The 22,745-nt window shown below is 47.4% G+C and carries 20 protein-coding genes; 12 read left to right on the forward strand and 8 right to left on the reverse strand.

The window, feature by feature from the left end; all coding sequences use genetic code 11:
• Positions 1-54: 54 nt before the first annotated feature.
• From pruA to NDI42_RS08925, 5 genes are all read right to left on the reverse strand, one after another.
• Positions 55-3,036: an L-glutamate gamma-semialdehyde dehydrogenase gene (gene pruA / locus NDI42_RS08905; protein ID WP_190457711.1), complete on the reverse strand. Its 2,982-nt coding sequence runs from the start codon at positions 3,034-3,036 to the stop codon at positions 55-57.
• 267 nt (positions 3,037-3,303) lie between these two features.
• The gene (locus NDI42_RS08910) at positions 3,304-4,650 is read right to left on the reverse strand and encodes a serpin family protein (RefSeq protein ID WP_190457713.1); all 1,347 of its coding nucleotides are present in this window, start codon (positions 4,648-4,650) and stop codon (positions 3,304-3,306) included.
• A gap of 871 nt (positions 4,651-5,521) precedes the next feature.
• On the reverse strand, positions 5,522-6,922 hold the full coding sequence (locus NDI42_RS08915; RefSeq protein ID WP_190457715.1) for an NAD(P)(+) transhydrogenase (Re/Si-specific) subunit beta: 1,401 nt from the start codon (positions 6,920-6,922) through the stop codon (positions 5,522-5,524).
• Between the two features lie 60 nt (positions 6,923-6,982).
• Positions 6,983-7,273 (reverse strand): NAD(P) transhydrogenase subunit alpha part 2, encoded by a 291-nt coding sequence (locus tag NDI42_RS08920; RefSeq protein WP_190457717.1) that lies wholly within the window; start codon positions 7,271-7,273, stop codon positions 6,983-6,985.
• A 125-nt stretch (positions 7,274-7,398) separates the two neighbouring features.
• On the reverse strand, positions 7,399-8,544 hold the full coding sequence (locus tag NDI42_RS08925; RefSeq protein ID WP_190457718.1) for a Re/Si-specific NAD(P)(+) transhydrogenase subunit alpha: 1,146 nt from the start codon (positions 8,542-8,544) through the stop codon (positions 7,399-7,401).
• A gap of 561 nt (positions 8,545-9,105) precedes the next feature.
• On the opposite strand from NDI42_RS08925, the gene NDI42_RS08930 reads away from it, so the two are divergent.
• The 12 genes from NDI42_RS08930 (at position 9,106) to NDI42_RS08985 (ending at position 19,226) form a co-directional block, all read left to right on the forward strand.
• Positions 9,106-9,639 (forward strand): DUF2808 domain-containing protein, encoded by a 534-nt coding sequence (locus tag NDI42_RS08930; protein WP_190436742.1) that lies wholly within the window; start codon positions 9,106-9,108, stop codon positions 9,637-9,639.
• A gap of 192 nt (positions 9,640-9,831) precedes the next feature.
• Positions 9,832-9,969, forward strand: coding sequence for a 50S ribosomal protein L34 (gene rpmH / locus NDI42_RS08935; protein ID WP_190426639.1), 138 nt, complete (start codon positions 9,832-9,834; stop codon positions 9,967-9,969).
• Between the two features lie 73 nt (positions 9,970-10,042).
• A complete protein-coding gene (gene rnpA, locus NDI42_RS08940; RefSeq protein ID WP_190436746.1) occupies positions 10,043-10,423 on the forward strand; it encodes a ribonuclease P protein component in 381 nt (126 codons plus the stop codon).
• Positions 10,413-10,811, forward strand: coding sequence for a PH domain-containing protein (locus tag NDI42_RS08945; protein ID WP_190436749.1), 399 nt, complete (start codon positions 10,413-10,415; stop codon positions 10,809-10,811). The genes rnpA and NDI42_RS08945 overlap by 11 nt, the downstream gene beginning before the upstream one ends.
• 160 nt (positions 10,812-10,971) lie before the next feature.
• Positions 10,972-12,135: a membrane protein insertase YidC gene (yidC, locus tag NDI42_RS08950; protein ID WP_190436752.1), complete on the forward strand. Its 1,164-nt coding sequence runs from the start codon at positions 10,972-10,974 to the stop codon at positions 12,133-12,135.
• A gap of 2 nt (positions 12,136-12,137) precedes the next feature.
• Positions 12,138-12,653 carry a Jag family protein gene (locus tag NDI42_RS08955; RefSeq protein ID WP_190457720.1) on the forward strand — a complete coding sequence of 172 codons (516 nt, stop codon included), beginning with the start codon at positions 12,138-12,140 and terminating at the stop codon, positions 12,651-12,653.
• A gap of 78 nt (positions 12,654-12,731) precedes the next feature.
• The gene (locus NDI42_RS08960; protein WP_190457722.1) at positions 12,732-13,238 is read left to right on the forward strand and encodes a YceD family protein; all 507 of its coding nucleotides are present in this window, start codon (positions 12,732-12,734) and stop codon (positions 13,236-13,238) included.
• 88 nt (positions 13,239-13,326) lie between these two features.
• Complete coding sequence (locus tag NDI42_RS08965) at positions 13,327-14,856, forward strand: AAA family ATPase (RefSeq protein WP_190457724.1); 1,530 nt, start codon at positions 13,327-13,329, stop codon at positions 14,854-14,856.
• Positions 14,853-15,317 carry an SH3 domain-containing protein gene (locus tag NDI42_RS08970; protein ID WP_190457726.1) on the forward strand — a complete coding sequence of 155 codons (465 nt, stop codon included), beginning with the start codon at positions 14,853-14,855 and terminating at the stop codon, positions 15,315-15,317. Before NDI42_RS08965 ends, NDI42_RS08970 begins: the two co-directional genes overlap by 4 nt.
• Positions 15,318-15,916: 599 nt before the next feature.
• Positions 15,917-16,780, forward strand: coding sequence for a peptidoglycan-binding domain-containing protein (locus tag NDI42_RS08975; RefSeq protein WP_190457728.1), 864 nt, complete (start codon positions 15,917-15,919; stop codon positions 16,778-16,780).
• Positions 16,781-16,850: 70 nt separating this feature from the next.
• Positions 16,851-17,804 carry a peptidoglycan-binding domain-containing protein gene (locus tag NDI42_RS08980; RefSeq protein ID WP_190457731.1) on the forward strand — a complete coding sequence of 318 codons (954 nt, stop codon included), beginning with the start codon at positions 16,851-16,853 and terminating at the stop codon, positions 17,802-17,804.
• Between the two features lie 258 nt (positions 17,805-18,062).
• On the forward strand, positions 18,063-19,226 hold the full coding sequence (locus NDI42_RS08985; protein WP_190457733.1) for a peptidoglycan-binding domain-containing protein: 1,164 nt from the start codon (positions 18,063-18,065) through the stop codon (positions 19,224-19,226).
• Between the two features lie 80 nt (positions 19,227-19,306).
• Here the strand turns inward: NDI42_RS08985 and NDI42_RS08990 are convergent, their stop codons facing one another.
• The 3 genes from NDI42_RS08990 to NDI42_RS09000 all read right to left on the reverse strand — a co-directional run bounded on the left by NDI42_RS08990 (position 19,307) and on the right by NDI42_RS09000 (position 22,743).
• Entirely contained in the window at positions 19,307-19,762 is a 456-nt protein-coding gene (locus tag NDI42_RS08990) for a Fur family transcriptional regulator (protein WP_190426608.1), read from the reverse strand.
• A 281-nt stretch (positions 19,763-20,043) separates the two neighbouring features.
• Positions 20,044-21,315: an RNA polymerase sigma factor SigC gene (gene sigC / locus NDI42_RS08995; RefSeq protein ID WP_190457735.1), complete on the reverse strand. Its 1,272-nt coding sequence runs from the start codon at positions 21,313-21,315 to the stop codon at positions 20,044-20,046.
• Between the two features lie 486 nt (positions 21,316-21,801).
• Positions 21,802-22,743 carry an NAD(P)H-dependent glycerol-3-phosphate dehydrogenase gene (locus NDI42_RS09000; RefSeq protein ID WP_348231394.1) on the reverse strand — a complete coding sequence of 314 codons (942 nt, stop codon included), beginning with the start codon at positions 22,741-22,743 and terminating at the stop codon, positions 21,802-21,804.
• Positions 22,744-22,745 lie beyond the last annotated feature (2 nt).

The raw sequence follows: 22,745 nt of genomic DNA on the forward strand, positions 1-22,745 counted from the left end.
GTAAGCTTAAGAAAATTTCAAAGGATTTTTTTTCTAAGCTACACAATATTAGCCTTAATCTACACCTTCAATTGGCGCAAAACCTTGGCGTTGGATATTTTCAGTGATTACGCGAGGTTCGAGGAATTGCAGCAAGTAGTCGGGGCCGCCAGCCTTGGAACCAACACCGGAAAGCTTGAAGCCGCCGAAGGGTTGCCTTGAGACAATCGCGCCAGTGATGCCACGATTAATGTAAAGGTTGCCGACTTCAAACTCAGCTTGCGCTTGTTCAATGTGGGAAGGTGTGCGGGAATACAAGCCGCCAGTCAGGGCAAAGTTGGTGTTATTGGCAACTGCGATCGCTTCCTCAAAATTCTTCACCCGCATTACTGCCACAACTGGCCCAAAAATTTCTTCTTGGACAATTGTCGCCTCTGGCGGTACTTCCGTAAAAATCGTAGGGCCGACAAAATAGCCGTTATCGGGGGAAGGCATTTCTAAAGCAAGTTTGGCTTCGGCGCGGCCTTTCTCGATATAGTCACGAATCCGGGCTTGAGCTGTCGCATCAATCACCGGGCCTACTTGCGTACTTGGCAAGTGGGCTTCCCCAACGTTGAGACTTCGCGTTGCTTCCACCAAACGCGCCACAAAAGCCTCATAAACTGGTTCCAGCACAATTACCCGCGAACAAGCTGAACACTTCTGTCCGCTGTAACCAAAAGCTGAATACACCACACCCGCAACAGCTTGGTCTAAATCGGCACTTTCATCTACGATGATGCCATTCTTGCCGCCCATCTCGGCAATTACCCGCTTCAAGTGTTTCTGTCCTGGTTGTAAAATCGCAGCATCGGCGTAGATCCGACAACCAACTTCTTGAGATCCGGTAAAGGCAATCAGGTGAACGTCGGGATGCTTCACCATGTAAGCACCAGCTTGGGAACCTCTCCCCGGTACGTATTGAAACACACCCTTCGGTATTCCCGCCTCAACCAAGATTTCCGTAATTTTGGCAGCAATTACAGAAGATGTTTCCGCAGGCTTGAGTAAAGTACAATTTCCCGTAACAAGCGCCGCCACGGCCATCCCTGTCGCGATCGCTATCGGGAAATTCCAAGGCGAAATCACCACCGTCACGCCTCGCGGCTGATAAATATAACGGTTGGTTTCCCCAGCAATATCGTAGTTATACCCTTCATCTAGCCGTTCCATTTCGTCGGCGTAGTAGCGACAAAAGTCAATCGCCTCCGAAACTTCCCCATCAGCTTCTCTTACCGCCTTGCCAACTTCCAACACCACCCAAGCTGATAATTCGGCGCGACGGAGTTCCATCAAATCTGCTGCTTTCCGCAACACTCCAGCCCGCTGCCTGACTGGTGTCTTCCGCCAACCGGGGAATGCTGCTTTTGCCGCTTGAATCGCTTGTTCTGCCTGTTCGATGCTAATCAGGCCGACTTTGCCAATAATTTCGCTGGGATTTGACGGGTTGACAGAATCAACTGTTTCTGATGTGTTTACATATTCGCCATTAATTAGCGGCAAATAAGTTTTACCCAGTTGTGGGCGCACAGTAGCATAAGCTTGTTGCGATCGCGCTCTCGCCTCAATTTCAGCATAATCTGTATCAGCCGCATTCGGGAACGCTCCGTTTGTCCCTACTCCCCCGTTGACGGTAGAGTTAGAGGGGGTAGGGGGTGCTAACAATTCTTCTACTGGGCGTTCTTCCAGATTTTGCCGTAAAAATGAACTATTAGCCGTATTTTCCAGCAAACGGCGAATTAAATAAGCCATTCCCGGTAGCAAGTCGCCATAAGGACAATAAACTCGCACTCGATAGCCTTTATCAACTAAAGATTTTGCAAGTTTATCGCCCATACCGTAGAGGACTTGCATTTCAAAGCGACGGCGGGGAACTTTCAGAGTTTCGGCGATCGCGATCGCCCGTGCTTGCGATCGCACGTTATGGCTGCCAATTGCCGAATAAAGATACTCGTGATTTTCCAGCAGCAGTTGGGTAATCTTCTCAAAATTGGCATCAGTTGCCGCTTTGTCGCTGTAAACTGGCACCGGCCAGTCCTTCTGCATCGATTTGATTGTCTCCTGATCCCAGTACGCGCCCTTCACCAAGCGCACCGTCAGGGGATAACCGCGTTCTTTTAGCCAGGGAATCAAATCTTTTACATCTTGTTCGCTGTCCCGCAGATACGCCTGAATTGTCATCCCGACATCGGTACGACTACGAAACTCATCTTCCAGCAACAGTTTTTTCAGGATAGACAGAGTAATGTCTTTGTAAGCATACTGTTCCATATCGAAGTGAACAGCAGCACCTAACTGTGCGGCGCGACGTAATAGGAGGCGGATGCGATCGCTTACTCGCTCCTCACTTCCTTTAGCATCTAACGGGTCAAACTGCGAGTAAAATGCGGTTAACTTAACAGATACTTGAACCTTGGGTAAATCTTCCCCATCTGCCCTGTCAATTGCCTCCACAGTTGACCAGGATTTAGCCGCATCCGTCAACTGCTCCATCAATTCCAAATAACGGTCAAGATAAGACTGCGCCTCAGCTTCGGTAATCACAGCCTCACCCAAAAGGTCAATGGTGAAAGCCATTTTTTGCTTCCGCAAACTCTCAACCGTCTTAATTACCTGCTTAATATTTTCCCCAGCAATGTACTTATGCGCCAAAGTTTCAACCGCTGTATTCACAGTTGTCGCCGCAACAGTACCAGGCATAGAATCTGGAGAAGCAAAGTTGAGCATCCCCTTGAGAGCAGTTGGTAGTTCAACCGACTCATCCCCTAGATATTCCTGCAAGTGACGCGCAACTTCTGGTTTGCTACGTAGTGCTGGCAAAGTATCAATAAAGCGAAACAACTGCACCCGCAAACCGGGGCTAGCCATCGCCCAAGCGAGTAATTTATCATCCCAGCGCATTTGGTCGCGCATTTGGGCAAAAAAGGATTTATTTTCTCTAGTTGCTGCCAACAGCTGTTTGGCAATTTCTTGGGTTTTTAATTCGTAACTGCTATCAGAAGATATTTGTACAACCACAGCTGGCAGACTCCTAATTCAAGATATAGCTTCACCTTGGGAAGCCTCTATCTTTTATTTTCTCGGTTTATTGCGTCATTGGCAGCAAATTTAGTTAGTTGTCAGTTGTCGATTGTCAATGACTCATAACTAATGACGCTTAACTGATGAAATATAGATCTCAATTGGGTGGAATATATTGCGGTTATAAAATTGCCGCCACCTTGGTTGGGACAATGCCATGCCCCAACAGATGTATCCCAGCCAACCCTTGATTGCTACAACAGACTACTCTAGCGGGTTTACCATACGACCCACGAATAGAATGCTCTCAGAGCGATTATCTCGAATCAAAAACAGAAACGGATGATCTGCCCGAAACTGCCCAGATCCGCCCCTGGCCATTAAAACACCTGTAGTCGCAGCTGCCTCAGTCCCCAACTCATCCACATCCACAAAAGTTTTGTGAATTACTTTCGAGATCGAGAGTCCTTTCTTGGGGCTGATACCAGAGAAATCGGCTGTTTTACTGAAAGCGATCGCCATTCCCATGCTTGAGAGTACATCGCTCAGCTCAATCCCTGAATCTACCTTGAACTTGGGTAGCCAAATCTTAACATTACCCCCATCTCGAACCGACGATAACCACTTCTGGAGGTTTTCTGGCGTTAGCTGCTGCTCTAGTTGTGCCACCCCATTAACTTTTTTCGGCAAGAGAATTACCATAGATATATCCGAATCAGCATAGGGCAGCTCCAAGAGTTGCAGCTCCTCTAAATCTGCAAAGGGAACCGCCGCTTCTTGGTACATCATCGGCACCTTGACTTGCTGAGTTTCCGTGACACTGAATGCTTCCTGTTTGGTATCTTTCGGGTTAAACTGACTTGCCCAAGCGCCCTTAAAGTAGATGGCGTTTGTCAATACCAGCTTCGTATTCGAGGAGAGAATGCCCTGTTCAATCAGGTTTTCAATCTTGTCTTGGGTCTTTTTTGCCACCCAGCTATTGATAGTGCGACGAGCCTGTTCAGTTGCACCAGCGAAGTCTACCTGCTCTAGCCCCGCCCCATAGTTATTCTGGCTAGTTTTGAGGAAGGCATCGCTGAACCCGTATCCCTTCTGACCCCAAAGCCGATTAGCAATGCTTAGTTGATACCCCTGGGGGTTACTAGAGATCAGTCTAGCTATGAGCGTGGCAAAACTCGAATGCAGGTTTTCTGGTTTCTCAGTGAAGTGGAGAACCTTAGCCATCTCCGTTGCCGTAGGGCCCCTAGCTCCGGCGTAGGTCATAGCTAGCGCTGTTGAGATGCTGTAGGGAGAGAAAAATAAATTCCCTTGTTGATTACGCAGCTTGTTATATAAGTCGAAGGCGAAGGCGTTGTTACCCTCTACCACAGTATTTACCTCAGCAGACAGCTCTTTTGTAGCTTGTCCACTTTCCGATGGGTTTTGGCTGATTATTATGGGAGTCCGAGGCTGAGGGCGAAGCTTTAAGGGCAGGGTAGCGGTAGCATCTGCATTGCCAGAGGAGGTTTTATTCCTCAGAGGGATACCAGGCTCACAAGCCAAAGCGGAACCAGCCAAAGCGGTCGTCAAACCTACTAAAGCGGCGGTGAAACCCGCGATGATCTGTTTCATGCTGCTTTCATGCAAAATGCCATATCAGTGCTTTGGAGAATGTAGCAGATGCTTATAGTTAACCTAGCCTAACCTATCTTTCATCCCACTAAACATCTGCCACAGAGGTTTGAAACCCCTGCTGCAAGCTGTTTGTACACCTTTGTTGGTTCTGATTGATTTAAAATATATAACTCAAAACTTAAAACGGATATTTCCTTTCTAAGGCGAGTAGGCTTGAGCAACAAGGAGCGGTTTTTGATGCCAGGGTAGGCTGGAGATGAGCCTTTGCTTGCGAACCGGAGGTAGATGCTATTCCCAAGATATGGCTCAAGTCTTAGAATTTAACAACCCACCATAGAAATAGTGGGAAATGATTGAAAAGCGAGCGATCGCATTTCCAAATCATCGCAAACCTTACTCAGAGCAGTGAGTCATCGAATTGATGATAGCTGACTCAAGTGGCGTATCCTTATAGCAATTAAACCCTGATTTTACTTCCTTGGAAGCCGCCGATATTCTCAATGTATCACGCCTATTTCCGATCGAGTTGCATACGTACAGAACTTTATTCTACCTTTATTTTAGCCCTGGTTTCTGTGAAAATTGCTTAATTTCTCTCTTGGCTGAGTTTGGTGCTTTCCCTAAACCACAAAAATAGATTCAATTTAAACTAAAAAATAAGGTTGCAAAAAACGGGTTTTTCTACTTCATTTTTATGCTTGCTGTAAAAGTCAAGCAGGCTTATTAACCGCCTGAATATTCTACACCTTGAACGAATCTCCAGCTTTTTTAGCTGCTCTAACAAAAAAAAGGCTTGCTGGCGGCAAGCCTTTTTTACTTCTTCCTTCGCGCTATAGAGCGCGATCGCTAATGTGTCTTTGCGGTGTTCCTAAAGTTGCTTCACCTCAGCAACCAGCTTCGCAACCACATCCCGCGCACTACCAAAAAGCATCATGGTTTTGTCTTTGTAGAAAAGCTCATTATCCACACCAGCAAAACCCGCACTCATCCCCCGCTTAATCACAATCGTGTGCTTCGCCTTATCTACTTCCAAAATCGGCATTCCGTAGATAGGACTTCCAGAATCGTGACGAGCAGATGGATTCACCACATCATTTGCCCCAATAACTAAGGCAACATCAGTCTGCTCAAACTGGGGATTAATATCATCCATGTCGTACAGCTGCGGATAAGGCACATTTGCCTCTGCCAATAGTACGTTCATGTGTCCAGGCATCCGCCCAGCAACTGGGTGAATCGCATACTTCACCTCAACGCCCAGCTTTTCCAAGCCGTCAGCTAACTCGCGGACAGCGTGCTGAGCTTGCGCCACCGCCATACCGTAGCCGGGAACAATCACGACAGAACGAGCATAGCCCAACATCATCGCCCCTTCTTCTGGATCGACGGTGCGGACAGATTTGTCGCCCCCTGCTGCTGCACCAGTACCGCCAGACGCGCCAGCTTTGCCAAAGGCACCGAATAGTACGCTTGGTAAAGAGCGGTTCATCGCCTTACACATAATCTCGGTAAGGATTAATCCAGATGCGCCCACCAAGGCACCAGCGATGATCAGCATATTGTTCATCACCACAAAACCTGCGGCTGCTGCTGCTACTCCGGATAGGGAGTTTAACAGGGAGATTACTACTGGCATATCGCCGCCGCCGATAGGAATGACGAACAGCACGCCCAATAGTAAGGAGATACCAACCATGCCCACGAATACGGGCAGGTTTTGCGGATCGATTAGCAGATAGGCAGTGGCAACAAAAAAGCCTGCCAAAAGGAGAGCATTAATTGGTTGCTGCAAGGGAAATGTAATTGGGCTACCGCTGATGAGTCCTTGCAATTTGGCAAAGGCAACCATACTGCCAGTGAAGGTGACACCGCCGATAAACACACTACTGATGATCGAGATGTTTGCATCAATGGGTATGGCTTGATGTCCCACTAACCGCCCAAATTCTGCCACGGCAACGAGGGCAGATGCAGCACCTCCTAATCCGTTGAGTAAACCGACCATTTGGGGCATATCGGTCATTTCTACTTTATAGGCTGCGATCGCTCCCAACACGGAACCAATCAGCAAACCCACCAAAATCATCTGGTAGTTCAACACTTGCCGATCCAGCAGCGTTGCCACCACCGCCAGCAGCATCCCTACAGCTGCCCATAAGTTGCCTTGACGAGCTGTTGCTGGCGAACCCAGTTTTTTCAAGCCCAAAATGAATAAAGATGCTGCGACTAAATAAGTCAGTTGTATTCCAGTTGGCAGAAAATCGGTCATATCAGTTGTTAGTTCTTACTTGAAGGATTGCTAATTGCTAATTGCTAATTGTTTTTTCCATTAGCTAGCCGCTTTTTTCTTAAACATTTGCAACATCCGATCTGTCACCAAGAAACCACCTACAACGTTAATGCTTGCCAGCACCACGGCTATCAAGCCCAAAATGACGCTTAGATTTGTGTCCCCCTCTCCAGAGACAAGCAGCGCCCCAATCACGGCAATTCCAGAAATCGCATTTGCCCCAGACATGAGGGGAGTATGGAGCGTTGGCGGCACTTTGTTGATAATTTCAAATCCAGTAAAAGATGCCAACACAAACACGAACAAAGCGGCAATCAATGCTTCTGTCATCAGTTCCCAAATCCTTTGATTAAACTCACATCTTGCACCAATCTGGATAAGAGGCTCTAGCCTCTATATTCTGGTTCCCAGCCTGGGACTGGGAACCAGAAATTCCTTGTTCCCAGTCCCCATTACTATGCGTTGACTGTTATTTGAGCGATCGCATCTTTTACCCGTTGATTGCGAATCTCTCCAGCATGGGCGACACAAGTGCTGTTGGTGATGTCATCTTCAAAATTCAACTGCAATGTACCGTCTTTAATCAGGTATTGCACCAAAGTCAAAACGTTTTTGGAATACATTTGACTGGCGTTAACTGGCAGAGATGAAGGTAAATTAATCGGCCCAATAATCGTCACGCCGTTCCGCTGGACATCTTTCCCTGCTTGGGTACAAGCGCAGTTTCCGCCTTGGTCGGCTGCCAAATCTACAATTACCGAACCAGGCTTCATTCGAGCTACCATTTCCTCAGTCACAAGTATGGGTGCTTTTCTACCCGGTACTTGGGCGGTGGTGATTACCACATCCGACTGGGCGACGTGTTCGGCTACGACTTCCTGAGTCCGCTGCTTGGATGCTTCAGAAACTTCTTTAGCATAGCCTCCAGCCGCCACAGTCTCTTCTTCCAGTTTGACTTCGACGAATTTGGCTCCCAAGCTTTGTACTTCTTCCTTCACCGCTGGGCGAATATCAAAAGCTTCTACTACAGCCCCAAGTCTTCTAGCGGTTGCGATCGCTTGCAGTCCTGCCACACCTGCGCCCATCACAAACACCTTTGCTGGTGCGATTGTACCTGCTGCTGTCGTCAACATCGGGAAAAACTTCGGCAAAGCCGCCGCCGCAATCAATACCGCCTTATAACCTGCCACCCCCGCCTGAGACGACAAAGCGTCCATGCTTTGCGCCCTACTGGTGCGGGGAATCATCTCCATACTGAAAGCTGTTACTTTCTGCTCGGCTAAACGTTGCATTAAGGTTGGGTTCCCTAGAGGATTGAGAAACCCAACCAAGGCGCTTCCTTCCTTCAGCTGGTGAACTTCATGCAATGCAGGCGGATTAACTTTTAGTAGGACATCTGCCTCACCCCACAAAGCCCCTGTATCGCCGACAATCTTTGCTCCGGCTGCTTCATAGGCTTCATTAGAGAAAAATGCCTGCTCGCCAGCACCCGCCTCTACCCATACTTCTAAACCCTGTTTTACCAACTTGCCTACAGTGTCAGGCACCAGAGCAACGCGATGTTCACCAACTTCAACTTCTTTAGCAACCGATATTCTCATGAATTCTCCCAATCAATTTTTCCAGCCCTTTGGAATCCTATGTTAATTCTTAAATCCCAATCCGTATCTTTAATTTTGTCTTATGAATTTGGATTGAGCGCGATCGCACATTCTTTGTAATATCCACACACTTCTAGACAATTTTAAAAAACTTTCATCTTAATGATGGAAAAGCTTGCCCTAAAAATTTTCGGTGGCTATTAGCTTCTGTGCCGTCAGTTAAGATTAATTGAAACCTCTGGTTGCTGTTGATTTTGTCAAATTTATTCAAAAAATTAAATAAAAAACTATACAATGGTATACATTAGTCAATAAAAAGATGGCTGTTAAGCGAGATCGGTGATGCAGCAGCTCTCTTCGCCATAGATGCTCATGCGCTTGGCCACCAAACAAAAATCTCCCACGTCCCCGCGTCCCCAACGGGAGGCACTTTTTATAAGCTTTCCGCGTCACAAGCACCGATTCATCAGGTATTGTGAAATACCTGATACAGTCAAAAACAGTAAAGTTTAGTAACGCCCAGCCCACTATCTCACTACCTACAGTTGAGGGAATCAGCCTATGTTGTCCATAAAATCCTCTACACGACGCCTCCTGACTGCTCTGGCGGCGACTGGTTGCTTGCTTGCGGGGTTTTCCACCCTGACTCAGGCGCAGAATCTGCCTGGATTAACCATCTTTAGTGGTGTAGAGCGGCAAAATCAATTGTCCTACTTTTTGGATTTCGGCGGTCAATCGGATAATTGGGATCGCTATCGGCTGAAGATTCCCGGCAAGAAAATGGAATTAGGCGCTGCCCAGTTTATCGTTTCTTATCCGGACTACTACAAAGGGAAGTTTGACACTAAAAGCATGGAGGTGCGTGTCAAAGGTAAAAAGTTTCCCATTCGGGAGGTTAACTGGGACAAAGAGAATCACAAGGTTCTAATTTATATGGAGGAGCCAGTTCCGGCTGGGAACAATGTAGAATTGGTGTTCTCTAACGTGAAGAACCCGCCTTTTGGGGGAGTTTATTATTTCAACGCTGCCATCCTCACTCCGGGTGATGTACCGTTGCCGCGTTACCTCGGCACCTGGATTTTGAGTATTAATTAACAACGGAAAAGCAACTTCTCTCACGTCCTTGGCGCAGGCAAGAGGACTGAGAGAGCAAATTATTGCAGGCATTTTGCCTGTATGGAGACAGCCTTCCAGCCATTGGGTAAAAGTCCCTCGCAGCGATTTGGTGCTAAGCTAGAGAATTGTGACTTTTTTTTACAGCATCAATTGCTATAGGAGTAATCACCGATGACTCAGCGGACTCTCGGCGGCACTAACCGCAAACAAAAAAGAACATCCGGTTTTCGGGCGCGGATGCGTACCACAAACGGTCAGAACGTTATCAAAGCCCGGAGAAAAAAAGGACGTTATCGCCTTAGCGTTTAGGAAGATGGAGGATGAAGGATGAATTAATTTCGCCTTCAACCTTCTCCAAGCCACCGAGGTAAGGAAGTTTCCAGTGGCATTATCGAAAGCAAATCGACTCCGGCATCGGCGAGATTTTACAGCCGTGTATCAGAGTGGAATGCGGCGCAATACCACTCACTTAACTTTACGAGCGCTAAGGTCGCCGCTTGGGGGCGCAACTGGTGTGGGAACTGGTAAGGTGCCGGCACGGATAGGAATATCTATCAGCTTAAAAGTCAGCAAACGAGCAGTAATCCGGAACCGCATCAAGCGACGAATTCGAGCAGCTTTTCGCTGTCTGTTGCCCCGACTATCGCCAGGCTGGAGGTTAGTAGTGGTGGTGCGACCGACAGCAGTTGAGTGCGATTATGGTCAAATTTTGCGAGAATTAGAGCAGTTGTTGGCACAAGCAGAGGTACTAGATGGCGATTAAAGAGGAAACCTTTTATGAAGGTGGGCCGCATATTGGCGATTTGATTATAAATATTCTGTTGGGATTCACAGTAATCTGTTTGCCGCTGACAGTAGGAGCGATTGTGCGATCGCTGTGGTTGCGCTACCGGATTACCGATCGCCGGATATCGGTGACGGGTGGTTGGATGGGGCGCGATCGCACCGACATCATCTACTCAGAAATCGTCAAGGCAGTTAAAGTTCCCAGAGGACTTGGACTCTGGGGTGACATGGTGCTAACCCTCAGAGATGGTAGCCGTCTAGAACTCAGATCCCTGCCTAGATTCCGGGAAATTTATGATTACATCACCGAGAATGTAGATGCCAGAACCGGGAAACCGGGTGGTTCCTCCAAGTCGTTAGGGTAGCATTCTTCCTTGCTGAAGAATTTTAGATGGAACATTTAAAATCTAAAATCAGCGCCAGGGAAGCTTTTGTAATGCTATACAACCCCCAAAACGAGAAACATTAGATAAATTTAGATTAGATTCACTTCAAGTTACTAGCGCCCTCTTTGACTCAGAACGAATGGACTTTGGTATCGGGTTTCTCTCCAATAATGTCATGCTGCCAATCCTGGATTTCTTCTACGGGATTGTGCCAAGCTATGGTCTCGCCATCGTGGCGCTGACACTTGTGATTCGCTTTGCACTCTATCCACTGAGTGCAGGCTCCATTCGCAATATGCGGCGGATGAAAGTTACTCAACCGCTGATGAAAAAGCGGCAAGAAGAGATTCAGAAACTCTACAAAGACGATCCGGCAAAACAGCAGGAAGAAATGAGCAAGCTGTTCAAAGAGTTTGGCAACCCTTTGGCAGGATGCTTCCCTGTGTTGGTGCAAATGCCAGTTCTGTTTGCCTTGTTCGCCACCTTGCGGGGTTCGCCGTTTTCTGATGTAAACTACTCCGTCAACCTGGAAATATTTCCTCAAGAACAAATTGAACGCATCCAACCGCAAGCTTTTGTAACCAAACCGCAAAACATTTACTTTACCGATGGCGTTCATGCTCCGATTGCAGCTTTGCTGCCTGGGGGCAATCGCCTTGCGATTGGGGAAAAAACCAAAGTAGAATTTCAAAGTGTTGAGGGAAAACCCCTGTCCCAACTACTCACCGACTATCCCGAAACCAAGCTGGTGCCTCATTGGAAGGTGACAAAAGGCGAGGATCGGGTGCGGTTGAATGAAGATGGCACCCTGGAAGCTTTACAGCCTGGGGAAGCAACTATTCAAGGAATAGTTCCGGGACTGGCGGCAGATAAGGGATTCCTATTTATTGATGCGCTTGGTCGTGTGGGCGCTTTTGATGACGACGGAACTATCCACTGGGATATCATCGGAATGGTGCTGTTTTTTGGCATCAGTTTGTATATCAACCAGGTTCTCTCTGGACAGAACAGCGGTTCAGGCGACGCAAACGCACAGCAAGCTACGGTAAACAAAATTACCCCAGTCCTGTTTTCGGGGATGTTTTTGTTCTTCCCCCTGCCAGCTGGAGTGCTGATGTACATGGTCATTGCCAACATTTTTCAGACCGCTCAGACATTTATTCTGTCGCGGGAACCACTGCCAGAAAATATCCAAAAAATGGTAGAGGTGCAAGAAAAAGAAACAGAAAAAGAAACAAAATCAAAGGAAAGAGAGGCACTTCCCTTTGAACCCGGTCGATCTAAGAAAAAAGCTTCGAGTTAGCCATGAGCGATCGCATAATGCAGCGGGGTCAACAGTGGCTGGAAGAACTTCTGCGGTTAGGGAAATTTCCCACAGGCGTTACAGTCGAAAAGCAAGCGATCGCGCCAGCAATTGACTCGCCAACAGAAGAATCAGGAGTAAGCTACTGGTTGACTATCGACGAAACAAAACTAACACCAGCACAAATTCAAGCCTTAATTGGCACTGAAGGTACAGCTCTTGATGCCATCCAGTATCTTGCTAATTCGATTTTGAACCTTGGGCAAGATCGGGAAAATCAAACAGCTTACACCATTGAACTCGACGGCTATCGGCAAAAGCGGCAAGCAGAACTACTGGAAATGGCTGAATATGCCGCAGGGCAGGTGCGCCAAACTGGTCAAGAATATGAAATGAAATCATTGTCTTCAGCCGAACGTCGTCAAGTTCATACCTATTTTCAAGAGAGCGAAGATTTAGAAACCTACAGTCGAGGCCAGGAGCCAGATCGAAGGTTGGTTGTGCGGCTGAGGAGTTAAAAATTAAAAATGAAAAATTAAAAACCTAAGTTTTTAATTTTTCATTTTTAATTTTGTAAGAAGGATGGCTGAATCACTATGAAGACGATTTATATTCCGGGATTGACAAAAGCGCCAGAGCGCACCGAAGTAATAGAAATTGATGAGTTTTTACCGGAACTGGAAACCTTAACCCCAGTGCGCGGCCAGATAAAAGTTACCCATCAAGGAAATTACCTTGAGGTTTCTGCTGTTGCAGAAGCAATTACCACGCTTACCTGCCACCGCTGCTTGCAACAGTATAACCACCGCCTAGCCCTTAATACCTCAGAAATGATTTGGCTAGATGAAGCGGCAGAAAAACCGGATAGCGGGCCTTTGGAAAGGGAGACACCGCTAGAAGATTTGGTGGAAATGCTGTCGCCATACGGTGATTTTCACCCCGACGTTTGGTTGTACGAACAGCTGTGTCTGGCAATTCCTCCCAGAAATCTCTGTGACAAAAACTGTTCGGGAATTCAAGCAGGCGATAAAAATGCCTCCGAAACGGCCTCAGATCGACGTTGGGAGGCTTTAGAAGCGCTCAAGAGACAACTGCCCAAATAGTCATTAGTCATTAGTTATTGGCTAATGGCTAATGGATTTAGAACAAGCGAGCAAATAGCCATTAGCCATTAGCATTGTTAACAACAATATGAGCTTCAGTGACGAGTTTGAACTGCTCCTACGCGCCCGTTATCCGGCAATTTATATTCCGACTCCCGAAGAGGAGCGAGTAGAAGCGGTGATCGCACAGTGCGCTCAACGAACGGGCGATCGCGCAGTCTATATCTGGGATTTTGTTGATGGCTACCAAGGCAACCCCAACGATGCTGGGTTCGGTCGTCGTAATCCCCTACAAGCATTAGAATTTGTAGAAAAATTACCCGCCTCCTCCCCTGCCATCTTCGTTTTGAGAGATTTTCACCGCTTTTTAGAAGATATTTCCGTCTCCAGAAAACTTCGGAATTTATCGCGGCGGCTGAAATCCCAGCCAAAAAACATTGTTATTGTGTCGCCGCAAGTTAATATTCCCTCAGACTTGGGTGAAGTTTTGACAGTCATAGAATTTCCCCTGCCAGCACCAGCAGAAATTAAGAACGAAGTAGAACGTCTGCTAGGTGCGACAGGTAAATCTCTCGGCGGCAAAGTCTTGGATGAACTGGTGCGTTCCTGCCAAGGTTTGTCAATGGATCGGATTCGACGGGTTTTGGCACGGGCGATCGCAACCCACGGCGAACTGCGTCCCGAAGACGTGGAACTGGTGCTAGAAGAAAAGCGTCAGAGCATTCGTCAGACGCAGATATTAGAGTTTTATCCGACAACCGAGAAAATTTCTGATATTGGCGGTTTAGATAACCTGAAAGACTGGCTGCTGCGGCGAGGCGGTGGCTTCTCAGAACGAGCTAGGCAATATGGTTTGCCTTATCCTAGAGGTTTACTGCTGGTGGGAATTCAGGGAACTGGGAAATCTCTAACAGCAAAAGCGATCGCCCATCACTGGCACCTACCCCTATTGCGCCTAGACGTTGGGCGACTCTTTGGGGGATTGGTGGGAGAATCAGAATCTCGCACCAGACAGATGATTCAACTCGCAGAAGCCTTGGCTCCCTGTGTACTATGGATAGATGAAATTGACAAAGCCTTCTCTGGAATGGATGGTAAAGGAGATGCCGGAACCAGCAACCGCGTTTTTGGCACCTTTATTACCTGGCTAGCAGAAAAAACCTCACCAGTTTTCGTAGTTGCCACCGCTAACAATATTCAGGCTTTACCGCCGGAAATGCTCCGGAAAGGCAGATTTGATGAAATCTTTTTTGTCGGTTTGCCAGAAACAGAGGAACGTCGCGCCATTTTTGCGGTACACTTATCCCGACTGCGGCCTCACAACTTGAATAGCTACGATTTAGATCGGCTGGCATACGAGACACCGGACTTTTCCGGGGCAGAAATTGAGCAAACGCTTATAGAAGCAATGCACATTGGATTTAGCCAGAACCGAGACTTCACCGTAGATGATATTCTAGAAGCCGCCAGCCAGATTGTGCCTCTGGCGCGGACTGCAAGCGAGCAAATCCAGTTTCTGCAAGATTGGGCAGCCGCAGGTAAAGCCCGTATGGCTTCGAGACACTGTAGTTTGAGTAGTCGCTTTCATAAGTTGCAACAACCGGATTCACCCTCATGAGTTTTTCGGGGTTAGTAAAATTTTTAATCGGTTTTTTCCTGGCGATATCCCTTTTGGTGGTGGCTAGTGGTGCCACTGCTTATTACTTCCTGACTAAACTCTCAACACCGCCCGCGAAGCCGATGTATGCGAACGATAAATCGGTGCTGAAAGCCAAGGCAGCGGCGATCGCGTCCAAAAAACCAACACCAGCGTCCTCTGCTCCAGCCACTCCCACTCCTACAGCCTCGACTCCGCTAGAACCAGGAGCCTACATAGCCAGTGTCACCTGGCCAGAAGGCTTGAGTCTACGGGAGAACCCCAGTCTGGAAGCCAGCCGCGTTGGTGGGGTTGGATTCAATCAGCGAGTTGTGGTTATAAAAGAAAGTGACGATAAAAGGTGGCAGCAAGTACGCCTAGAAAATGGCGAACAACAAGGTTGGATCAAAGCTGGTAACGTTAAGCGAGTTGACTCAGAATAAACGTAGCAACCAGCAAATTTAAAATTTTCAATGGGGATTTTTCTCTCCCCGACGTAGCGCAGGCATCTTGGGTGCGCTACGTTGGGATATGGCATTGCCGCGTTCCTAAGAAATGAGCAGTATGTTAAGATTAGCTAAATTTTAATTGCCATATTCTGGCAACTTTTCCAGCAGGTAAAGAGCGGGTGGTAGGTTGAAAAACCATTACTTACAGCCATTTTCCACCTTACCGATGGATAACAAATTATGTATCACAAAAACTCTAACAAGAAACTGGGATCTGTTGTTATAGCAGGCTTGAGAAAAGAGAAGCTTCAGTTATTTGCCCCAAACTCAAGGTCAACATTCCCTAGCAGTTATGGTAATTACTGCTTTACCAGTGCTGCTTTCCTGAGTTTTTGATTCCAAGGGTTTAGTTTAAATGGGTGTGAATGGACAGCTTTTATCCAAAGTAACACCGTCAATTATCATTTTTAATAAACTATCCCTGAAGTAAGTAACTATAAACCCTTAAATTGTCGTAAAATAAGCCGAAAACAGCAGCTAAAACATCTATAAGGTGGATTAGCGGCTATTGGTTTTGGTTTTGCAGGACAATAATGGAAACCCTTGCATATCTTCATCTGGCAGTAGCCTACGAGGAAACTACAGACGCTGGTACTCCGCCTGTCCTGAAGAAGTTGAAACTTTTTGAGGGACTAAACTGGCATAAGCTTTCCAGCAAAGCGAGTATGTATATGCTGTCGCTGGCGCTGAATCTAGCTATCCTAAGCGCGATCGCCAGCGCTAGCGCCATGCAAATAGAGGACAGGGGTGCAGAAGTGACGGCGCTGCAAAATAACTTGATGGCAGCAAAATACTATAAAGGGCCTGTAACTGGATATTATGGCAAGTTAACCCAAGCTGCCGTAAAGCGGTTTCAGGCAGCTAATGACTTAGCCGCTGACGGCATAGCGGGTACGCAAACTCTAGCGGCGCTGAAGCGACACATGGAGGGCGGCAAAAAGAACAAAACCAAGCAGCCGGAAGGCTTGAGTGTCAGCGTGCGTGGACTGCGAATAGGCGACCGCGGTTCCGAAGTCATAGAAGCTCAGCAAAGGTTGAAAGCTGCCGGGTTCTACAAAGGCCCTATCGATGGGAAATATGGCGGGCAAACGGCCCGGGCGGTGAAGCGTTTTCAGGTAGAAAGAGGTTTACGTGTTGACGGCATTGTTGGGAAGGAAACCTGGTTTGCAGCCGCATACCTTGGAAGTTCAAATTCTCCCTACTTGGTGGTAGTCATCCCTGAAAGTGCCGAGACGCTTTTACAAGTGCGCCAATACGTGTCTAATGCGTATCCAAAGGATTCGAGGCAGGATGCAGATATTTATGCAGGGACATTTCCCAATCCGTCTAGCGCCGAAGGCCAAGCCGAAATGCTGCGATCGCGTGGGTTGCAAGCAAGGGTTGTTTACTTACCGTAGCAACTCTTAGGAATAGCTATTTGATGAATTTTTTCGGCTAGACTGGCGAGATAAATATACTGCAATAACCGTGGAAACCCTAGCATATCTTCATATTTCCTTAGCCTACGAGACACCCAAGGAACTGAGTTTTTCTCCTATCTGGAACAACCAGAAACTTTTTGCCGGACTGAATTGGAAAAAACTTTCTAGCAGAGCGAGTATTCATTTTCTATCGCTGGCCGTTTCCTTGGTGGTGTTGGGGATGGCTTCGGATGCGTTGGCACAGAGGGTGCTTCAGCAAGGAAGTAGAGATCCGGAGGTGGCAGAAGTCCAACGACGTTTGCAAGATTTGAACTACTTCAGGGGATCTATCACTGGCTTTTTTGGTTCGCAGACCAGAGCAGCTGTAATCGAATTCCAGAGAAATAATGGACTGGCACCGGATGGCGAGGTTGGTTCGGCAACCAGAGCAGCATTATTTAACGTTATGCGGCCCCAGAGCCAACAATACAATTTTGAGTTTGGAAATGACGCATTGCCGCGTCTCACAGACGATTCTTCTAATTTTGACAGACAATTAGATACAAACAACCTTGGTGAAAGAGACGTATTTCGAGAAGGCGATCGCGCTTTTAATCGGCGGGTTCAGCTACGGTTGAGACAGTTGCGTTACAACCCTGGCCCCATCGATGGAATTATTGGTCCACAAACCAGGCAGGCGATCAGGGACTTTCAAAGAGATAGGGATATATTCGCTGACGGTCGTCTCGATCGGGAAACTCTGGAGGAATTGGGAGTCCGTCGTGCTGTTGCTAGAAATCGTCCCCTTTCCTATGTAGTAATCGTACCAGGGAGCGAAAACGAACTGGATAATGTGCGCCAGTGTTTGCGTTTGCGTGTTGGTTCTGTGAATTTTAGGACAGATTCGAGATTAGGGAATTACGTTCAAACAGGCGCATTTCCTGACTACAACAGGGCTGAAAGTCAGTCCGAGTTTTTGCGCTCGTGTGGACTTGATGCACGGGTAGTCTACCGCCAATAGTAAAAATATGATAAGATTACCAGCCTATTAATCAACTAGCTAGACTGGCGGTAAAAAATATAAGATGCCAGAAAACTAAAGCTTCCTATTTGAATACAAGAATATCTTCAACCCGAAGCAGTGCTGAAAGGCAATATGCGCTTATACAATCTTATCGGCTGGATGCAGTGAAAGAGTCCCCCTGATAGTTACTATAAGTGTGTCTATTTGTTGAAATTGACCTGCTAAACTTGCTATCAAAAGAAGCCCTAGATAATTATGGAAACTCTTGCCTATATCCATCTTGCTCTTGCCTACGAGGAACCCGTCAACATCGAGCAAGTTTCTGCCCTCAATAGCCAGAAGTTTTTTCAGGGAATGGAATGCAAAAAGCTTTCCAGCACGGCGAGTATGTATATGCTATCGCTGGCAGTTAGCTTAAGCTATTTGGGAATGGCATCGGTCGCGTTGGCAACGCTTCAGCCTGGGGACAGTGGTTCAGAGGTAGTTACCCTCCAGCAACGTTTGCAACAGCTAGGCTACTTCAGGGCAAATGCCACTGGCAATTTTGGTCCCTTGACCACAGAGGCGGTGATCCAATTCCAAAAAGCTAAAGGACTAGCACCAGATGGCATTGTAGGGCCGCAAACTGAGGCAGCTTTAAGCATTCAAAGGAGGAACAACCAAACACAGGCAAGTAACCGTCAGCAGGTGAGCAACCGTCTGCTAGTTAACCGTCCGCAGGTGAACCGTCAACGGGCCAGCACTCGTCTGCAGGTGAGCAACCCTCCACAGGTGAGCAATCGTCGCCGTGGCGCTTTGCAGGAAGGGGACAAGGGTGCAGAGGTAGCCGCCCTCCAGCAGCAGTTGCAAAAACGGGGTTACTTGAAGGCAAATGCCACTGGCTATTATGGTCCGTTAACTAAAGCCGCCGTTACCCAATTTCAGAAAGTGGCGGGAATGCCTGTTGATGGCGTTGCAGGTACAGACACTCAGGCGGCTCTACTGGGTGTGGGAAATGGAGAGTTTCGGACTGCGGCAAAACCAGCCGTTGTTTCTACTGGCCCATTCGTGCAATTCGGTCAAACCAGCCAACAGGTAGCAGCCGTCCAGCGACAGCTGCGGCAAATGGAATACTATCAAGGTCGGTTAACTGGTTACTTCGACCAAGAAACTAAAGATGCTGTCACCAAGTTTCAGCAAGAACAACGCTTACCTGCTGATGGGGTTGTGGGGCCAAATACTTTAGCAGCATTACAGAAGGCAAGCGCAAAAGCAAGCGATCGCTCTAGTATGCTGTCCTTGCAAAAGCGTTTGAAAGAGAATGGCTTTTATAACGGCCCGTTAAATGGTGTTTTCGATAAGCAAACCAAAGCAGCTGTCGAAGCTGCACAGCGTGACTATGGACTCAGTGCTGATGACATTGTGAAGGGACGCTTCTAACTTTGGCGATTAGCTTTAAAAGCTAATCGCTCGTTTAGCGGCTGTTTTCCCATCGCTGTACTCCTACTGCCCGTATTTGCTTAAATTGGCAGTAACGCCCGCTGGCAAGAGGGACAGACGGCGTGAATCGTCAACTGACAGTCAAGCAGATGATACCCCTCTTTTTTGGCGGTTCGGGTGCCTGTTTTTAATATCGAGTCATTCTTGAATTCAATCGTCTTGTTACACCGAACACAGATCAAATGATGGTGGTGATGCGGGTAAGGTTGATTGAGTTCGTAATGCTTATGTCCTTCCGCCAGTTCTAGTTCGCGTAGGATTCCCAGCCGAGCCATTAACTTTAGAGTTCGGTAAATGGTGGATAGGCTTATATCCTCACTTTCGCTGTGCAGCAGCTCGTAAAGGTCTTCCGCACTGAGATGCTGACCTCTGGGGAGATGTTGAAAAACATTTAGGATAGTTTCCCGCTGGGGAGTTAAACGCCAGCCCCGCTCATTGAGTTCAGCCTTGAGGGAGGTTGCTGTATAAAATGACATATTTACCTTCTCAAGAAAGTAGCCCTATTGAGAAGGATAGCGAATTGCTAGAATATTTGCAACAAACTTATCTTATTGAGAATGATAATTAATAAGCAAAGCAGTCAAGAAGCAGGAAAGTATAGAAGGAAACAGGAAAAAGTAGAAGTAAAGAATTATGTCTTTTACATGATTGCCTTTTCACTTTTGACGAAACTACTTAAAAGGCAATCATGTAAAAGATAAAAGGTAAAAGGCAATCATAAAGAATTCGATGATTGCCTTTTACCTTTTATGTTCTTTTATCCTAAAGATTCGAGATAATCTCGCACGCGGTTGCGGCGCTTGGGTTGGCGCAACTTCTGTAAGGCTTTGGCTTCAATTTGCCGGACTCGTTCTCTAGATAAATCCAAAGCGCGACCAATTTCTGCCAAGGAATAAGGATGACCATCTCCCAAGCCAAACCGCATCTGAATCACATCTCTCTCTCTGCTGGTGAGATCGTCAAGCAAATTCTGCAAATCGCGGTGTAAAGCTTCTCGCATTAACACTTCTTCGGGAGAGATGCTATCTGTTTCTAGCAAGTCGCCTAGTTCAGTGTCTTTCTCCTTACCAACTTTAATTTCTAAAGAGACAGAGCGGGGGACGCGCAGCAAAACTTCCCGCACCTGTTCGGCTGTCATGTCTAACTCGTGACCGATATCTTCAATGGTGGCGGTGCGACCTTTTTCTTGAGAAATTTTTCGCTGAGCTTTCTTGATTTTGTTGAGCTTTTCGGTGATGTGAACTGGAAGGCGGATGGTGCGGCTTTGAGTAGCGATCGCGCGCGTAATCCCCTGACGAATCCACCAATAAGCATAGGTGCTAAACCGATAACCCTTTGTCGGATCGAACTTCTCTACCGCCCGTTCTAGTCCGAGAGTTCCTTCCTGAACTAAATCCAACAATTCCAAGCCGCGATTTTGATATTTTTTCGCCACCGACACGACCAAGCGCAAGTTAGCCTTGATCATGTGTTCTTTGGCGCGGATGCCAGTATTCTGAATCGCCTCTAGTTCCTCGACATTCAGAATAGCTATCTCTGCCCAGCGTCGCTTTCCTGCTGCCAAACTGGGCTTCAGGTTGCTTACTTCAATACCAGCTTCTGTCGCCCAGCGTTCCAAAGAAGGACGATGCCCTAGTTGAGAAGCCAGACGATCGTGAACATCAATCAGATGGACATAGGGTTTAATGACTTCATCACCCTTAGTCGCAGCCTCATTTCTCAACTCCAGCAAACGCATATGACGCTGGACTTTTTGAGCTTCCGAGACTTCTTCATCTCGCCCTAGTAAACGAACCCGACCAATTTCCTGAAGGTATAAGCGCACCAGATCGGTTGTACGACGACTGGCACTTGTTGGGGGGCGGGACTCGTCGAGTGGCTCATCAAGAGCGTCTATCATTTCGATCTCAGGCTCACTGAGATCGTCTACTGGTGGTCGATCGTCGTCGCCGTGACTTGACAGCCCAAAGCTGAAGTCAGGAGCGATCGCTTCAAATTCTGTCTCTGCATAGAAAGGGGTGGCTGGCATAGGGATCTCTCAATTGCGACCGGAATAATCTTTCAGTTAGTCACTACTTATTTAGGATTCCCATTCTCCAAGACGAAACTACTACTGCTTATTGTTCTTTTAATTACTTCTCGCACCCACAAACAGGGTTTCTATTTGACCCCGCTCCTCAGAAACCTAGTACACGCATCGCTATCAACTGCTGGCGCTGACACTAGGACAATTTGACTTCCAGAAACCCGTCTCCAGGAGGATTCAGATTTCTATCTTTAGGAGCTAGTATAAGCAGCTATCAATCCCAGAGTAGTGACTTGGGTCAATACGCTAGGTTAATCTACATCACTAGCGAGAGCATTTCCTGAAGAATTACCTATTCTTAGAAAGAATATTGTTCCCACAAGTTCCCTGACTGGGGATTGGGGGCTGGGGATTGGGGATTGGGAAAAGACCTTTTTTCAATCCAAAATCCAAAATCCTTAATGCAAAATCCAAAATCCTTGTATCGGATCACTCTGGCTTGCTGTCTCTAAGCATCAATGCCTCAACCGCAGAGAGCGGGGTAATTTCTCCTTGGAGTAGGCGGTAAACCTGGTAAGATATGGGAACAGAAATTCCTTCTGCGTTGGCTCTTTGAATCAAAACTGAGGTGGTGTTGACACCTTCAGCTGTCCCTTCCAAATCAGTTAGAACCTCTGAAAGCGTTTTGCCTTGAGCCAAAGAATAACCAACATGGTAATTGCGGCTGAGGCTGCTGTTGCAGGTGGCGAGTAAGTCCCCAAGTCCTGATAAACCATAAAACGTTTCAGTTTGTGCGCCCCAGTGGTTGCCGATGCGGATGATTTCGGTCAAGCCACGGGTTAATAAAGCGGCTTTGGCATTGGTTCCTAGTTGTAAACCGTCACAGGTGCCAGCAGCGATCGCCATGACGTTTTTCAGCGTACCACCCAGTTCGACTCCCAAAGGGTCAGCATTGGTATAAACCCGAAAACTTGGGGAAGAGAATACCGCTTGCACCGACGAGGCAGCGATCGCATCGGTGCTGGCTACCACGGTAGCTGCTGGCAACCCCTGTTGAATTTCTTTAGAAAGATTAGGGCCAGACAGAACAACAACCGGATTTGTAGGGAACGCCCCTTGCCAAATTTGCGAAGGTGTACTTGTGGTAGCTGGATCTAACCCTTTGGTCACTGTTACGAAGATGGTATCTGGGGAGACAAGCAAAGATTTTACTTGTGCCACCACCGAGGCGACACCTTTCATCGAGATGGCTGATAAAACAATATGTGCGCCCTCTAGAATGTCCTCTAGTAGCACAGAACCCTGACGCGACCACAAACGCACGTCATAGCCATTCTTAGACGCTAGAGATGCCAATGTTGTACCCCAGGCACCAGATCCCAGAATGACTATCGATTTTGGATTTTGGATTTTGGATTTTGGATTAATCACCG

It is taken from the genome of Funiculus sociatus GB2-C1, from assembly GCF_039962115.1.
Classification (GTDB): domain Bacteria; phylum Cyanobacteriota; class Cyanobacteriia; order Cyanobacteriales; family FACHB-T130; genus Funiculus; species Funiculus sociatus.

Coding starts and splice junctions, on each gene's coding strand:
- NDI42_RS08910 (WP_190457713.1), bottom strand. CDS start 4,650: ATGAAACAGATCATCGCGGGTTTCACCGCCGCTTTAGTAGGTTTGACG.
- NDI42_RS08915 (WP_190457715.1), bottom strand. CDS start 6,922: ATGACCGATTTTCTGCCAACTGGAATACAACTGACTTATTTAGTCGCA.
- NDI42_RS08920 (WP_190457717.1), bottom strand. CDS start 7,273: ATGACAGAAGCATTGATTGCCGCTTTGTTCGTGTTTGTGTTGGCATCT.
- NDI42_RS08925 (WP_190457718.1), bottom strand. CDS start 8,544: ATGAGAATATCGGTTGCTAAAGAAGTTGAAGTTGGTGAACATCGCGTT.
- NDI42_RS08930 (WP_190436742.1), top strand. CDS start 9,106: ATGTTGTCCATAAAATCCTCTACACGACGCCTCCTGACTGCTCTGGCG.
- rpmH (WP_190426639.1), top strand. CDS start 9,832: ATGACTCAGCGGACTCTCGGCGGCACTAACCGCAAACAAAAAAGAACA.
- NDI42_RS08945 (WP_190436749.1), top strand. CDS start 10,413: ATGGCGATTAAAGAGGAAACCTTTTATGAAGGTGGGCCGCATATTGGC.
- yidC (WP_190436752.1), top strand. CDS start 10,972: ATGGACTTTGGTATCGGGTTTCTCTCCAATAATGTCATGCTGCCAATC.
- NDI42_RS08955 (WP_190457720.1), top strand. CDS start 12,138: ATGAGCGATCGCATAATGCAGCGGGGTCAACAGTGGCTGGAAGAACTT.
- NDI42_RS08960 (WP_190457722.1), top strand. CDS start 12,732: ATGAAGACGATTTATATTCCGGGATTGACAAAAGCGCCAGAGCGCACC.
- NDI42_RS08965 (WP_190457724.1), top strand. CDS start 13,327: ATGAGCTTCAGTGACGAGTTTGAACTGCTCCTACGCGCCCGTTATCCG.
- NDI42_RS08970 (WP_190457726.1), top strand. CDS start 14,853: ATGAGTTTTTCGGGGTTAGTAAAATTTTTAATCGGTTTTTTCCTGGCG.
- NDI42_RS08975 (WP_190457728.1), top strand. CDS start 15,917: ATGGAAACCCTTGCATATCTTCATCTGGCAGTAGCCTACGAGGAAACT.
- NDI42_RS08985 (WP_190457733.1), top strand. CDS start 18,063: ATGGAAACTCTTGCCTATATCCATCTTGCTCTTGCCTACGAGGAACCC.
- NDI42_RS08990 (WP_190426608.1), bottom strand. CDS start 19,762: ATGTCATTTTATACAGCAACCTCCCTCAAGGCTGAACTCAATGAGCGG.
- sigC (WP_190457735.1), bottom strand. CDS start 21,315: ATGCCAGCCACCCCTTTCTATGCAGAGACAGAATTTGAAGCGATCGCT.